This is a genomic window from Streptomyces sp. NPDC104309, assembly GCF_055584025.1.
Map to the genome: position 1 here is coordinate 74,310 of NZ_JBVJMV010000010.1, position 15,184 is coordinate 89,493.

Annotated in this window: 12 protein-coding genes; 9 read left to right on the plus strand and 3 right to left on the minus strand. The window is 70.9% G+C overall.

Annotated elements, in window-relative coordinates:
- Window positions 1–28: 28 nt before the first annotated feature.
- From ACZ68L_RS16755 to ACZ68L_RS16795, 9 genes are all read left to right on the plus strand, one after another.
- Window positions 29–1,828 (plus strand): carbamoyltransferase family protein, encoded by a 1,800-nt coding sequence (locus ACZ68L_RS16755; protein ID WP_469577560.1) that lies wholly within the window; start codon window positions 29–31, stop codon window positions 1,826–1,828.
- Window positions 1,821–5,165: a non-ribosomal peptide synthetase gene (locus tag ACZ68L_RS16760; protein WP_469577562.1), complete on the plus strand. Its 3,345-nt coding sequence runs from the start codon at window positions 1,821–1,823 to the stop codon at window positions 5,163–5,165. Before ACZ68L_RS16755 ends, ACZ68L_RS16760 begins: the two co-directional genes overlap by 8 nt.
- Entirely contained in the window at window positions 5,162–6,658 is a 1,497-nt protein-coding gene (locus ACZ68L_RS16765) for an amino acid adenylation domain-containing protein (protein WP_469577563.1), read from the plus strand. The genes ACZ68L_RS16760 and ACZ68L_RS16765 overlap by 4 nt, the downstream gene beginning before the upstream one ends.
- Before the next feature lie 86 nt (window positions 6,659–6,744).
- On the plus strand, window positions 6,745–6,951 hold the full coding sequence (locus ACZ68L_RS16770; protein WP_469577564.1) for an MbtH family protein: 207 nt from the start codon (window positions 6,745–6,747) through the stop codon (window positions 6,949–6,951).
- A gap of 88 nt (window positions 6,952–7,039) precedes the next feature.
- Window positions 7,040–8,326: an MFS transporter gene (locus ACZ68L_RS16775; RefSeq protein WP_469577565.1), complete on the plus strand. Its 1,287-nt coding sequence runs from the start codon at window positions 7,040–7,042 to the stop codon at window positions 8,324–8,326.
- Window positions 8,327–8,929: 603 nt separating this feature from the next.
- Window positions 8,930–9,295, plus strand: a complete 366-nt coding sequence (locus ACZ68L_RS16780) for a hypothetical protein (protein ID WP_469577566.1) — start codon at window positions 8,930–8,932, stop codon at window positions 9,293–9,295.
- A 141-nt stretch (window positions 9,296–9,436) separates the two neighbouring features.
- Window positions 9,437–9,868 (plus strand): SH3 domain-containing protein, encoded by a 432-nt coding sequence (locus ACZ68L_RS16785; protein ID WP_469577567.1) that lies wholly within the window; start codon window positions 9,437–9,439, stop codon window positions 9,866–9,868.
- Between the two features lie 76 nt (window positions 9,869–9,944).
- Window positions 9,945–10,955 carry a teichoic acid biosynthesis protein C gene (locus ACZ68L_RS16790; protein ID WP_469577568.1) on the plus strand — a complete coding sequence of 337 codons (1,011 nt, stop codon included), beginning with the start codon at window positions 9,945–9,947 and terminating at the stop codon, window positions 10,953–10,955.
- Between the two features lie 91 nt (window positions 10,956–11,046).
- The gene (locus ACZ68L_RS16795; RefSeq protein ID WP_469577569.1) at window positions 11,047–11,865 is read left to right on the plus strand and encodes a helix-turn-helix domain-containing protein; all 819 of its coding nucleotides are present in this window, start codon (window positions 11,047–11,049) and stop codon (window positions 11,863–11,865) included.
- 747 nt (window positions 11,866–12,612) lie between these two features.
- Here the strand turns inward: ACZ68L_RS16795 and ACZ68L_RS16800 are convergent.
- The 3 genes from ACZ68L_RS16800 to ACZ68L_RS16810 form a co-directional block, all read right to left on the minus strand.
- Window positions 12,613–13,200: a sigma-70 family RNA polymerase sigma factor gene (locus ACZ68L_RS16800; protein WP_469577570.1), complete on the minus strand. Its 588-nt coding sequence runs from the start codon at window positions 13,198–13,200 to the stop codon at window positions 12,613–12,615.
- 148 nt (window positions 13,201–13,348) lie between these two features.
- Window positions 13,349–14,125 (minus strand): hypothetical protein, encoded by a 777-nt coding sequence (locus tag ACZ68L_RS16805; RefSeq protein WP_469577571.1) that lies wholly within the window; start codon window positions 14,123–14,125, stop codon window positions 13,349–13,351.
- A gap of 370 nt (window positions 14,126–14,495) precedes the next feature.
- The gene (locus ACZ68L_RS16810; RefSeq protein ID WP_469577572.1) at window positions 14,496–15,143 is read right to left on the minus strand and encodes an MgtC/SapB family protein; all 648 of its coding nucleotides are present in this window, start codon (window positions 15,141–15,143) and stop codon (window positions 14,496–14,498) included.
- Between the last annotated feature and the right edge of the window lie 41 nt (window positions 15,144–15,184).

Here is a 15,184-nt window from a genome sequence, read left to right on the forward strand (position 1 = left end):
GGCTGGACCCTTTCGAAAGGAACTCGACGTGCTGGTGCTCGGTGTCAGCGGACTCGACCGATCGATGTCCGTCAAGAAGAACATGCTGCCCGGTCTGGACTGGCGGGAACAGCGTGTGGTGCAGGGCCTCGACGCGGCCGCGGCCCTGGTCGGGGAGCAGGGCGTGATCGCCGCCTCGGCGCAGGAGCGGCACGACGGGGTGAAGGGCACGGGGGCCTTCCCCGTCGACGCGGTCGAGGCGTGCCTGAGAATGGCCGGAGTGACCCTGGACGACGTCGACTTCGTCGCGCACGGCTTCCGGTACGAGCCGTCCGTCGCGTTCGAGCGCGACGAGTTCGCCCGGCGCTGGTACCGCGAGGTGTACAGCGAGGACGTGCAGTACGAGGTGTTGCGCGCGCACTATCCGGACCAGGACTGGGAGCGCAAGTTCGTCCGGGTGGGCCACCATGTCGCCCACGCCGCCAGCAGCTACTACCTGAGCGGGTTCCCCGACGCGACGGTTCTGGTGGCTGACGGTATGGGCGAGGCCGAGTCCACGTCGGTGCTGCGGGGCAGCGGTGACGCATTGCACGGTGTGCGCGGCTACTCCATATCCGCGTCACTGGGCATCCTCTACAGCGTCGTCACCCAGTACCTGGGGTTCCTGCCGGGGATGGACGAGTACAAGGTGATGGGCCTGGCGCCCTACGGGGACGCGAGCCGGTACGCGAATGTGGCTGACGAGCTGGTGCGCGGGGCTCCGGGCGGACGGCTGCTGGTCCCCGTCCTGGCGCACGACAAGTCACCGACGGAGCGCGAGACGCACCGGGGGGCCATCCGACGGCTGGAGGAGCTGTTCGGTCCGGCCCGGCACCCGGAGGCAGCGCTCGACCAGCGGCACATGGATGTCGCGGCGACCGTCCAGCGCAAGCTGGAGGAGAGCCTCCTGTATGTCTTGCGCGAGACGGCGGACAGCGCGGGCGGCTCCCGCAATCTGTGCATGGCGGGTGGTGTCGCGCTGAACTGCACGGCCAACGGAGTGATCGCCCGCAGCGGTCTGTTCGACCGGGTGTTCGTGCAGCCGGCGTCGGGGGACGACGGTACGGCCCTCGGCGCGGCTCTGTGGCAGTTCCAGCAGCACGCACCGACGCCGCCGGCCCCGATGACGATGCCTTACTGGGGCGAGGAGTTCGACGACGCGGACATCGAGGCGCAGCTGCGTGGGCTGGGCGCCGGATTCACCGTGCGGAAGCTGGCCGAAGACGAACTGCTGGCCGAGGTGTCGTCGCTGATCGGCGCGGGGAAGGTCGTCTCCTGGTTCCAGGGGCGGATGGAGTTCGGCCCGCGTGCGCTGGGCAACCGGAGCATCCTCGCGGACCCGGCATCGCCCGGCATGCGTGCCCATCTGAACACCGTCGTGAAGCAGCGTGAGGAGTTCCGGCCGTTCGCGCCGGCCGTCCTGGCGGAGGAGGCGACCACCTACTTCGAGATCGAGCCGGGTCAGGAGCCGATGTACCGTCACATGCTGTTCGTGGCACAGGTGCGGCCCGAGTACCGTGACAAGCTGCCGTCGATCACACATGTCGACGGCTCGGCCCGGGTGCAGACCGTCGACCGGGAGAGCGCGCCGAGGTTCTGGCGCCTCATCCGCCGGGTCGGTGACGACCGGGGCATCCCGATGGTGGTCAACACCTCGTTCAATCTGCGCGGCCAGCCGATCGTGCGGACGCCGGACGTCGCGGTCGCCACGTACGCCCGCTCGACGCTGGACGCGCTGGCGATCGGCGACTGGCTGGTGACCCGCGACCAGCCGTCGGCCGCCGGGACCGCAGGTGCGACCGATGAGTGAGCGGCCCGCCCCCGCAGGGGCACGTTCCGCGGCGGAGCTCCGTGAGGCCGTCGCCGCGATCTGGCGCAACGCCCTCGGCCTGGACGACGTCCGCGACGACTGCAACTTCTTCGACGAGGGCGGCGACTCCGTCCTCTCCGTGGAGGTGGCGATCTCGCTGCGCGAACTCATGGGCCAGGAGCTCGAACTGGACATCCTCTACGAGTACCCGGAGTTCGGTGCCCTGTCGGCGGTGTTGAGCGGAGGCCCCGACGAGGGAGCGCCGCAGACGAGGGAGCTGACCGCCGCCGAGGAACGGCTGTGGACCGCCGAACAGCTCCACCCGGGAAGCGCCGTCTATCATCTCGCCGTCCGTTACCGCTTTCCCGGCGGTCTCGACGTCATCAGGCTGCGCGCCGCGCTCGACACGCTGGCGGCCCGGCACGAGGCACTGCGGCGCGGCTTCGTGAAGCCCGCGCTCTCACTGACCGCGCAGAAGGCCTCCGTGGCCTGCCGGTGGGTGGACGCGCGGGGCGTGTCGGACCAGAGTGTGCGCGAACTCGTCGACACCGAGGTGCGCACACCGTTCGACCTGGGTCGGCCTCCGCTGTTGCGCGCACTCGTCGTGGACCGGGGCGACGCGGGCGCTGAACTGGTCCTGACCGTGCACCACTTGGTGTGCGACGGCGTCTCGCTGGATCTCCTTGAAACACAGCTCCAGCACCTCTACGAGGACGGCTCGGGTTCAGAGGCCACGGAGTGGGAGCGGGAATCCGCCGGCCGGCAGGCCGTGTCCGTACGGCCCCGGGATGCCGGGGCGGCGCTGGACCACTGGCGGACGATGCTCGCCGGTTGCCCGGGGGCGTTGTCCCTGCCGCACGATCTGGCCCGTCCTGCGCGGCCCGGTGTCAAAGGCGCCGCCCATCGGATCCTGCTCACGGACGAGCAGGTGTCGACGATCCTGTCGTCGGCCGAGCAGGAACGGCTCAGTCCGTTCATGGCGTGGGTGGCCGCCTATGTGACCGGCCTGATCGCGGTGACGGGCGACCGGGATCTGGTGCTCGCCGTGCCGGCCTCGTCGCGGGGTCCCGCCCAGGCGGGCGAGGTCGGCATGTTCATCGATACGCTCCCGCTGCGGTTCACCGTCCGGCCGGGGGCCACGGCCCGTGACGTGGTGCGGTTGGTGCGTCGTGTGGTGACCGGTGCCCTGGCCCACCAGCAGGTGCCGTTCCAGACGCTCGTCGAGGAGGTACGATCCGGCACCGACCGTTCGCGGGCCCCGCTGGCTCAGACCGCCCTCACCTACATGGACACCACACAGTGCGGGCTGCGGTGGGACGGTCACAGCGCCGAGCGTGAGCAGATCGGCACGGGCACCGCGAAGTACGAGGTGCTGTGGCTGGTCACGCGGACCGGTCGCGGAACGGTCTGCGAACTGGAGTACTCCACGGACCTGTTCACCGACGAGGCGGCGGCCGCCCTGCACCGGCGCATGGTGACGGCCGTCGGCGAGGCCTTCGCACAGCCGGACACCCCTCTGCAGGAGTACGGTACGGACGCGCTCGACATGTTCGTACCGATCCACGAAAGGGTGCGCCGCCGGGCCGTGGAGCACCCCGGCGCGGTGGCGGTGCGACACGGGCGGACGACGCTGACGTACGGGGAGCTGGACCGGCGGGCGAGCGTTGTGGCCGCAGGGCTCCGGACAGCCGGGATCGGCCGCGGCGCGGTGGTGGCCGTGCCCATGGAGCGTGGCATCGCGTCGGTCACCACATGCCTCGGCATCCTGTACGCGGGCGCCGCCTACCTGCCGGTGGACATCGCTCAGCCGGCCGAGCGCGCCCGGCGCATCGTGCGTACCGCGGCGACGGCGGCCGTCGTCACGGACGACGCGACGGCCGAACTGCTCGCGGAGATCGTGCCCGCCCACCTGTTGGAGAAGCTGCTCGTCACCGACGGGGCCCCGGTGGCCCCGGCCGCGGTGACCGGCGCCGATGTCGCCTACGTGATCTGCACCTCGGGCTCGACGGGCCGTCCCAAGGCGGTGGTGGTGCCGCACCGTGCCGTCGTACGGCTCGTGCCGGACGCGGACTTCGTGACGTTCGGCCCCGCCGACCGGGTCGCCCATGTCTCCAATCCCGCCTTCGACGCGGCGACGCTGGAGATCTGGGGAGCGCTGGCCGGCGGCGGCACGCTCGTCGTCGCAGACCGGGACATCCTGCTGTCACCGCAGCGGATGCGTTCCTTCCTCACCGACGAGCGCATCTCCGTCATGTTCCTCACCGTGACGCTCCTCAACCAGATGGTGGACTTCGCACCGGACGCCTTCCGGGATCTTCGGGTGCTGCTCTTCGGCGGCGAGAAGCACGATGCACGCAGGCTGGGGAGACTGTTCGCGGCCGCCCCGCCCGCCGCTGTGGTGAACGGCTACGGCCCCACCGAGAACACCACGTTCAGCACCACCCACGAGGTGACCGCCGAGGATCTCGCCGAGGGCGTGGTCCCCCTCGGCCGCCCGCTCCCGCGCAGCACGGCGTACGTCCTCGACGCATCCGGGCACCAGGTCGGTACCGGCGGGACCGGGGAACTGTACGTGGGCGGCGAGGGGCTCGCCCACGGCTACCTCGACGCCCCGGCGCAGACCGCCGCGGCCTTCGTCCCCGACCCGTTCGCCGGGCGTCCCGGGCAGCGGCTCTACCGCACGGGCGACCACGTACGGGTCCTGCCCGGTGAGCGGTACGAGTACGTGGGGCGGCTCGACGATCAGGTGAAGGTGCGTGGCCATCGCGTCGAACTCGCCGAGATCGAGGCGGCGGTACGGAGGCAGAACGGGGTGGCCGACGCCGTCGTGCACGCACGTCCGACGGACGACGGCATCGAGATCATCGCCTTCGTGGCACCGGAGGCCGCCGAGGACGGACAGCAGGCGGCCCTGGACGTCACCGTGCTCGGGGGCGGACTGCGCAGCGAACTGCCGCAGTACATGCTGCCGACGGTGATCGTCGTCGACCGCGTCCCCGTCACCGCCAATGGAAAGGCCGACCGCGAGGCACTCCTGTCGACGTCGGCCGCGGCCGGTGGTTGTGCTCCGGCGGAGTCAGCCGATCCGTCTCAGGACGACGACCCGGTCGACGGCACGGTCACCGCGCTCTGGCAGGAGGTGCTCGGCACCGGGAGCGTCCGGCCGGAGGACAACTTCCTGAACGCGGGCGGACATTCCATCAAGGCCATGCGGCTGCTGGCCCTCCTCGGCGAGGAGCTGGACGTCACGATCGATTTGGTCGAATTCCTCGAGAATCCCACCTTGCGCGGGCTCACCACTCTCGTACGGCAGGAACTGACGGGAGGTGGGCTGTGAGCCCCGCTCCTTCTCTGGGCCGCTTCCTGCACTGGGCGCGGGTCCGGCCGGACGCCGTGGCGATCGTCGACGAGAGCGGCGAACTGAGCTACGCGGAACTGGAGTCCGCCGCCCGCGCCCGGGCGGCCAGGCTGTCGGCCGACGGGGTACGCCCCGGCACGCGGGTCGCCGTCGAGTGCGGGTACGGCACCGACTACGTGGTCGCTCTGCTGGCGACCTGGCTGCTGGACGCGGTGGCGGTGCCGCTCGATCCGGCCGCGCCGGCCGAGCGCCGCCGCCACCAGGTCCGACAGGCGGGCTGCGAGGCGGCCGTTCCCTTTCCGTACGCCGACGGCATCGTCCACGCCGCCGTCGCCGACGTGGTCTCCGCGCAGGGGCCCGGGACCGCCGGCCCGCCGGACGCGCGCGAGCCTGCCGCGTACATCCTGTTCACCTCGGGCTCGACCGGGCTCCCGAAGGGGGTGGAGATCGAGCACACCGGCCTGCTCACCATGCTGGACCACTTCTCCGAGTCCATGGGGCTGGGGCCGGGCGACCGGATGCTCGCGCACAGCAGCATCGTCTTCGACATGTCGGTGCCGGAGATGCTGGTGCCGCTGACGAGCGGCGGCACGATCGCCGTCGCTCCGTCGCGGTGTGCGCGCAACCCGGAGTTCTTCGCGAAATGGCTGCTCACCCAGGCGCCCGGCGCCGCGTACGCCACACCCAGTCAGCTGCGGCTACTGCTTCCCTTCCTGGCCGGTGAGCGGGCCTTCACCCAGCTGGTCAGCGCCGGGGAGGCGCTGCCCGCCGCGCTGGCCGAGGAGTTGGACGGGGTCGTCGGTACCTTGTGGAACGGGTACGGCCCCACCGAGACGACCGTCTGCGGCCTGTGCACCGAGGTCCGTCCCCCCTACCGGGACCCGCTGCCGATAGGCGTACCGATCACCGGTCTGCGCGCCCAGGTGCTGGACGGTTCGCGGCAGCCCGTGCCCGAGGGTGAGGTCGGTGAACTCTGCCTCTACGGGGTCGGCGTGGCGCGCGGCTACGTCGGTGAGCCCGGTCTCACCGCCCGGTCCTTCACCACCGGCCCCGACGGCTCCCGTGCCTATCTGACCGGTGACATGGTGCGGATCGGTGCCGACGGGCAGTACTTCTTCCACGGCCGGATCGACGACCAGGTGAAGATCCGGGGACACCGGGTCGAGCTGGGCGAGATCGAGTCGGTCGCCGAGCGCACCCCAGGCGTCTCGCAGGCAGTCGCCCTGCTCACCGAAGCGCTGCGTGGGCGGGCCGAGTTGCATCTCGCCGTGGTGTACCGGGCCGGGGAGGGCGAACCCGTCGGCCAGGGGGCCGCCGAGGCCGCGCTGCGCGAACGTCTGCGGCGGGACCTGCCGATCCACATGCGGCCGGGACGCCTGTTGTTCTTCGACGAACTGCCGTGCAACGCCTCGGGGAAGACCGACCGCAACGGGGTTCGGCGGATCGTCGAGGAGCGCCTGAGACGACCCTGAACAAGGCACAGCACACCCTCACCGGTCGTGCGCCCGAACAGATCCTTCCAGTCGATTCAACCGTCAGTCAGAAAGGCAGCAGACTCATGAGCGAGCAGACGAACGGCACCCGGTACAGCGTGGTCCACAACGACGAGGAGCAGTACAGCCTCTGGGCCGAGGGGCGGCCGCTCCCGGCCGGCTGGCACCGCACGGACTTCAGCGGCGGGCGCGAGGAGTGCCTGGCCCACATCGACGCGGTCTGGACGGACATGCGTCCCAGGAGCCTGCGGGTGGCCATGGGCGAGAACTGACAGCTCACCGACCGAGGGCCAGGGAGGGGACCTGTCGTCGTACGGGTGCCTTCCCCGGTCGTATCCCAGCCAGCAGTGGAGGTCAGCCGTGTGGGCGCTTCTTCGCCGCAATGCGCAGTTCCGTCGGATGTTCGCCGGCGAGGCGGTCTCCAGCTTCGGGGACAGCGCCATGTTTCTGTCACTCGCCATCTGGGCGAAGGACCTCACCGGCTCGAACGCCGCCGCCGGTCTGGTCATGCTGGCACTCACCGTGCCGGGCCTGTCCGCGCCCTTGCTGGGGCACCTCGTGGACCGCGTGCATCGCAAACCGCTGCTGGTCAGGATGTACGGCGGCATGGCGGTTCTCGTGCTGTCGCTGCTGGCCGTCCGGGGATCCGGCCAGTTGTGGATCATCTATGTGGTCGCCCTCGCCTACGGGGTGCTGGTCTCCACACCCGCCCGTCAGGCGCTGCTGAAGGACCTGCTGCCGTCGTCCGACGCCGTCCAGGCCAGGTCGCTCCTCATCGCCACCAGGGAAGGCGTGCGCATCGCCTCCCCGGTGGCCGGAGCCGGGGTGTACGTGGCCTTCGGCGGTGTCGCGCTGGCCGTGTTGGGGGCGCTCACACTGAGCGCGGCCGCGCTGCTCATCGGTTCGGTCCAGGTGGTCGAGTCGGAACCGGATCCCGTCGAGGAGTCCTTCGGCACCTCCCTCACCGCCGGCCTGCGCTACCTGCGCGGCACACCGCTGCTGTTCCGGTTGACGTTGGCGATGGTCGTCTTCCTCGGCGGCATCGGCATGTTGGAGACCGCGGCCTTCGCCGCCGTCGATCACGGCCTGGGCCGCCCGGCGGCGTTCGTCGGGGTCATGGCGTCGATCCAGGGCGCCGGTTCCGCGCTCGGCGGTCTGATCTCCGGGACGGTGGTACGGCGGCTGGGGGACGTCGGTACCAGCTGCGTCGGTTACGGACTCGTCGCGGTGGGGCTGCTGCTGTGCGTCTCCCACGATGTGGCACTCTTCCTCGTCGGGACGACACTCATCGGTGCGGGCCTGCCGTTCGTGGCCGTGGTGCTGGGCGCGGCGGTGCATCTGTACGCACCGGCCCGCATGCAGGGCCGCGTCAACGCCACGGTCAACACAGCGAAGGACGGGGCGCAGACCCTTTCGCTCACGGCGGGCGCCGCACTGATCGGGGTGCTGGACTACCGGGTCATGTACCTGGTGATGACAGTGACCACGATGGCGTGCGCGGTCAGTCTGCTGGTCCGCTCGATTCCCGCTCCGGAGGTGGTGCCGTCGGTGGCGGACGCCCCGGCCGACGAGGGGCCCGCACCGGGCGCGGCCCCAGCGCGCGAGCAGGACAGCGGCGCGCCCGTGGGCGAGCCTCGGGTGGGGTGAGCCCCGCCACGACAAGCCGCGCCGAGCGCAGTGTGGAAGGGCTCTACGACGAAGGGCGTACGGGACGGAGCTTGTGCCCCGGACGCCCGCGGAGCCCTGGAACACTCGACGAAGGGGGCGCCGTGAAGCTCGCAGTCCTGGGGGGACGCGGGCTGATCGGCCTCGACGGCGGAGCGACCGGCCACCGCTTGCCGTAGAGCAGGACCCATTCCCCGTCAGCGTCGATATGCCGCTCGACCGGCTTGAGCATCAGCTCGTGGTCCACGCTGCCGAAGAATGCCAGGATGTCGAGATCGACCCCCCAGTCACTCCGCCAACAGCGCGCCTCCACGCAGGCGGTCGACGGGGCGACCGGAATCTCGTTCGGCACGCCGAATCGGAAGCGGACTGCGACGGCTCTTCCACTGTGTGTCCTGGTCGGGCCCTCGCGGGCGGTGGGTCGGGGGGTCAGCGGGTCGGTGGTGGGTGGGGGGTGCAGCAACAGCTCCGTTCCCTCCTTACGCATCCCAAGCGGCACAGTCCACCGTGTCCGCAGGGGGCCACAGCGCGGAGCTCGTGTCTGCGGGATCTGCTCACGGGCATCCAACCCGCCTGTAACGCGCCGTGGACCCCACGACGAAGTCCGGACTCATCCTGCCGGGCCGCTACGTCACCGCAAGCGAGATCCGGCGCGCCGGAACCACTCGCATCGCCGGCTACCCGGGCAGGCACGGCGTCAGCAAGCAGACCGTGGCGCAGGCCCTGGCGGACGCTGCCGTGAACTCTGCACAGGCCGACCGCGTCGCGCCTCTGGGCGAACGACGCACCGCCGAACTCATCCGCGAACTCGCCGACGAGCCGGCGGCTGGCAAGGCCCGCCTCAAGGCACTGGAAGACGAGATCGAACAGTTGGTCACCGCCCACCCTGACGGGGCCCTCATCCGCCGCCTGGCGGGAAGTGTGGCTGGTCTCCCGGGCAACAGCGGCTGAGACGCAACCGTCCCCTCGGGTGGGACGTCCCGCCTTCTCCCGGAAACGCGTGGGACGGAATCTTCGTCCGACGGCCAGGAAACGCTGAGCGACACAGGGTCTCACTCAGCCGATCCTGCAGACACCCTCATAGGAGAGTCCATGAACCGCACGATCCAGCGCAGCCTCGTGGCCGCGATTTCGGCGATCGCGATGTTGCCCGCCGCAGTCGCTTCCGCCGACACCGCCGCCGCACAGCAGCGGCACACGGCGCCTCACCAGCAGATGCCCCACCGATGCACGGCCCCGCCCCAGCTGTGGGCACCCAGCCACTCCACGACCCGGCCCGTTACCTGCACCGGCTACGTACAGGGCCGCGTGGTAACCCGCCACATGCCGCTCAGGATCCGCTCCGGCCCGGGCACGGGCTACCGGGTCATCGGCTCGCTGCGTCCCGCCGGCACGGTCCACATCTCCTGCAAGAAGTACGGGCGCAACGTCCACGGCAACCACCGCTGGTACAAGCTCTCCCACAGCAAGGGCTACGTCTCCGCCCGCTACGTCCGCAACGTGAGCGCCATCCCCTGGTGCTGAGCCTCTGCGCCCGCCCGTCCCGCTCACGGGGCGGGCGGGCCCGTTCCACGAAGCTCACCAGCAAGCAAGGAGACCCATGTCCCTTTCCCTTCCATCCAGTCCGGGCCGCAGAGCCGTCCTCGGCTTTGGAGCTGCGGTCGCACTGGCCGCCACATTCCCCGCCGGCAGGGCAGAAGCCCAGCCGAAGGCTCAGCCGGCCAGCCTGGCGCCGGCCGGCAAGCCGTGGCTCCAGGGTGTACGGCTGCACCACTCCACGGTGCTGCAGTCCTTCGCCTTCGACGAGCGGCACGGCCACATGTACGCGCTCCAGGTCATGGAGGGCGGCGTTCGGCTGCCGGGCGAGCCGCGCGCGTACACCGGTGCCGAGCGCGCGGCCCGCGGCGACATGTGTCTGAACCGGTTCACCATGGACGGCGCGCTCACCGGCGATATGTACCTGCTGGGCTTCGGCCACGGCAGCGCCCTCGGCGTGGAGGACACGGCCCGTCGTGCCGGCGCTCTGTGGACGGAGTGGGACGCGCAGCCGGCCTCCGGCTACGGCCGCGGCATCTGCCGCTTCACCTTCACCGCGGGCCGGGTGGTGACCCGCGCCAGCCGCGGGATTGCCACGCATCGCCCGCTCCCCGGCTCCACGAACAACGAAGTGGCCCTCGACCCGGCGCACAACCGGCTGCTGCTGCGGTACAAGGTGGGCGGCATGCCGCGCTACGGGGTGTACGGGCTCAAACAGTTCGCGGCCGGGGACTTCCGGCCGGTCACCGGCTTCGCTCAGCCCGGCGCCGAACTGGGGCTCCCCTTCCAGGGCATGGCGCTGTACGGCCCGTACGCCTATCAACTGCTGGGCCACGGATACGGCGCTGACAACCCCGCCGGCTCGGCCGGCGACGTCCGTCTGTTCCGTATCGACGTGCGTACTGGCCGCGTGGTGCAGCAGGTGCTGGACCACACTGCGAGGGGGCTCTACCCGCGCGAGCCGGAGGGCCTGGCTGTGCTGCGCAGGGGCGGGCCCTGGCTGTGCCTTGGCTTCACCCAGGGCCCACCCTCGGACCGCGCCTTCTCTCTGTACTACAAGCCGATCGCCCGATGACTCCGGCCGTACGTGTGGCCGCCCCGACCCCAGGGCACACATCACGCGATCCGGAATGAACCGGATGCCTGATAGAAGGATTGGGAACGGCATGAAGGAGCAAGCGACGGCTCACCGGCAGCAAGCGCCCAACTCGCTCGGCCCCGACGGGCTGCTGCTGGTGGAGCGGCTGCGCGACCTCAAACAGCAGACCGGGCTGAGCCTGGCCGCGCTGGCCACACGCACCGCCCACAGCAAGTCCTCATGGCACCGTTATCTCAACGGCGTCAAGCTCCCGCCGCGTACCGCTGTCGAGGCGCTGGGGCGACTCGGGGGCACGGAGATGGCGCCGCTGCTCGCCCTGTGGGAGAACGCCTGCCGGGCCGAGACCAGACCGCTGAGCACGGCGCCCCAGCCCCCTGCGCCGCGGCTGCCGCTCGCGGCAGTTGTCCGGGCACGACGGCTGCGGACGGCCGTCGTGCTGGCTGTCTCCGCCACGGTGGTCGCCGTGGCCTGCGCCGTGGGTGCCCCGGCCCTGTCGGGCGGCAGCCCGCAGCGCCAAGCGGCGTCCTGCCGCATGGAAAGCTGCCGGGGGCAGTATCCGGGCTCCTCCCGCTGCAACCGGGATGCCCGCACTGAGAGCACCGTCACTCAGGATGCCTACGCCGTACGGCTCCGGTTCAGCCCGTCCTGCGCCACCGTCTGGTCCGAGGTGGAGACGGACGCGCGCGATGGCGCCCTGGAGGTCTCGATCCGATCCGGAGCGGACGAGCTGCTCGCCTCGCGCCGGGACAGGGTGACGCACGGCAAAAGCAGCCCGATGCTGCCCGCGACCAGCCCGAAGGGGGCCGAGGCGTGCGTCGAGGTGGCGGACCGACTGGCCTGCACCGGGGCCGTACAGCTCTCCGCGGATCTGCCGGAGACCCGCTGAAGCTCGCCTCCACCCATGTGCCCTGTGCGGGTGGGCCCGTGAAGCCTCCATGAACCCCTACAGCGGAGGATGCGGCGGGTAGATCCGGATGCCGACGTCCCCGACAAGCGGCTCTCCGCCTCCCGGCCCGTGTGCCAGCGGGATCACGATCGCCTGCCACGACCGACCGGCCATGACGAGGCCCCTGCAACCCACCGGGGAGCCCGCCGACCACGCCGCTGGCGTTATGGCGCAGCGTCTGCTCCTGCTTGGCCCGGCACCGCGACCCTGGTCTCCCGCGTGTCGCCTCCAGCGGGTGTCCGGCCGCCTGCAGGGAGCGGCAAACCGGGGCGACTGAGCTGCCCCGCGGTCCGGGACCAAATCGCGGCCGTGAGCCCAGTGGCCCGAACGCCGCTTCGCCATCGAAGGCACCCACGACCTGGGCCGCACGCTCGCCCAGCAACTGAGCGCCCCAGGCGGGAACATGGTCGACGGGCCCTCGCTCCCGGCCCGGGTCCGGCTCCTGGCCACCGGAGGAGACCGCAAGTGCACCGGACTGCAGGGCGATTCCCACCACTGGCGTCCACGTCTGGAAGCCGTGCTGGCCGGGGTCCTTGCGGACGATCTCCAGCTCGCAGCCGAGTCGGAGCGCCGACGACACGCTGAGGTCCTTCAACTCCGGCGTGCCGGTCACTACATCGCCAACCTGCGCAAGCACACCCGGGCGCCGTCCAGCCATGGCCGGACGGCGCCCGCACCGCACCGTGCTCAGACCACGACCGGCACGGCCTGGAGCGTCTCCTCACTCAGCAGGTCGCCCAGGGTCAGGCGCGCACGTGAGACGCGGGAGCGGACCGTACCGATCGGGCAGCGCGTCGCCGCCGCCGCCTCGGCGTAGGGCAGTCCCAGCAGTTGCGTGAGAAGGAACGCCTCACGCCGGTCTTCTGGCAGGGAGTCGACGAGGTCCATCAGGACGACTCCCTCCTCGAAGCCGGGCAGCCCGAGCGGCTGGCTGCGTTCGGCGGCGTTCTGCCAGTCGTCGACGCCCGACAGCCGAGGCCTCGAAGCCGCGTAGCGCACGCTGTCGACAACCGCACGGCGGGCGATGGACAGCAGCCAGGCCCTGGCCGAGGAACGGCCCTCGAACCGGTGAAGACTGCCCAGGGCACGCAAAAAGGTGTCCTGGGTGAGGTCGTCGGCCTTCTGCGGATCGTCGGCGAGGTGAGCCACATAGCGGCGCACGTCGCGCTGGAGGGCGCGCACGAAGCGGTCGACCGCTTCACTGTCGCCGCCCGCGGCGGCGAGAGCCCAGGTGGTGACCGTTTCGTCGGTCACGGCGGGCAGGGCAGGAGTCATCGCCCGTGGATCCTTTCTCGGATCCCGTATGCCATGGCTGTAAGCCGTAGCGGCGGTGCACCGGCGTACGGGGTATTTGAGGAGATCCGCTCACGCGGGCGCGCGAACGGGAGCCCGCGCCGCATGGACGGCGGCGGGAAACCGGCTGTCAGGCGACAGCGATCTCCCCAGGAGGACCACGGGTGGTGAGCGTATGGACGAGCAGCAGACGCCGGGGGCGGCGCACACGCTCGCGGGGGGCCCTGCTCGCGGGTGGACGGGCAATCGGGCGCAGTACGGCCAGAGCGAGCCTGAGCGGAACGAACACATGGTTGGCCGCCGCACGCAGCAGTTGGAACACGGCACGCTCACCCTGCGCGAGCCACAGCCCACACAGCACGGCGGCAAGAAGGTGAGCGAAGAGCATGCCCCACGACGCCGTACCCGCCATACCACCCGTGTGATGCATGTCGGCCACGCCACCCATCCCGGACATGCCGTGATGCATGGAAGCCATGGAACCGGCGTCGTGATCCTGCGGAAGGCGCATCTGACGTGTGAGACCGGTACGGACGGCAAGGTCGTAGGCTCGGTTCGCGGCCTCCGGGGTGACGTTTTCCCCGCAGAGCAGGTAGCGGCCCCATTCCAGGACCGTGTCGGCATGGTCCGCTGCTGCAGTGCGGGGCCTTTGGCCGGCTTGGGCGAGGGTGAAGCAGATGTGCAGGCAGGTCTGCGCGGCGACGGTGAGGCCGACCACGGCCGGGGGCCGGCGCTCGGATCCGCCGAACGCCCAACCGACGGCCGCGACCCCGCCCGCGCAGAGGATCAGGGTCGGCCACGGGACCTGCGAGCCTGACATCAGCACGTGCCCGAAGGCCGCGAGCGCGACGCAGACCGTCGCGAACACCGCGGCCCGTAGCGCACGCGACACGAAGCCCACAGACATGACGCCCCATCCTGACATCCGGCGGCCGGACCCCTTAACCGGCATGCGCACCCCGCAGGATCAGCGCCCGGCCGCGTGGGCGCGAGACCCCGAGCCTCGTCACCGATGGAACGGCAGGCCGAGGGGACGCCGCACACGCGCCCCCTGACCGGCGGCATACAAGGCAGCTCACCACGTCGGGCTGGGCTCCGGCACCTGCACCCCCCTCCACTCCACCCCCGTGGGGTTGGGCCGGCGACCGGCACGGCTCCCGGAGGAATGCGGGAAGGCCCGCCCTACCGGCATCGACCCCCTTCGGACAGGGACCGCTCGGTACGTGCGCCACCGTGTCGAGCCGAGGGCGTCTCACATGTGTCCACTTCAACACGACTTAAAGGACGCGCTTCCCGAACACGCTGGTGACCTGCGCGACACCCCCAAGGGGGCATGTCCGAGAACCGATCGGTTGTTGGACGCCCGGAGGCACACCCCACCGATCGGCATGCGGTGGAACTGACAGGCACCGCAGGATCAACAGCGCTCCCCCTGTCCGAGGTCTGGCCGCCGCACTGCGGCGAAGTGCGGCCAGCAAGCGCAGACCGCATCGAGGAGGTGGGTTGTGTGAGCGTGGCTGGCGTCGGGGCCCGGGCGGCAGCTGTGTGGCGGCGACCCGCGACGGGTCGAACGCGATGCCCTCCACGCCGAGCATCCCGTCGAAGCCATGCCGCAACACCTCCATGAACAGGGCGCTGCCCACGCCGACCAGCGTGTGGGAACGCAGTCCCGCACTCCTCTGCTGCGCTGCTCGTTCAAGGCCGATGGCGGTGGAAGGAGAAGCGCGATTGCCGGCTCGGTGAACTGGCGGCCCCCTGCCCCTTCCCGAACTCCCACAGTTCGCCGGCCAAACCGGCTGTCCCGTTATGCATAGAAACATCCCGGGACGCCACCGTATGACACACGGCATGGCGGCGAGGAGCCCCGCGTGAGCCACCTGAGCCTGAAACCGGCCAAGCGCCGGATCGCCGTGACCCAGGGTCATTCGTTTGCATCAGGCCGGGCTCGCGTGCCCCGCCGGTGGTG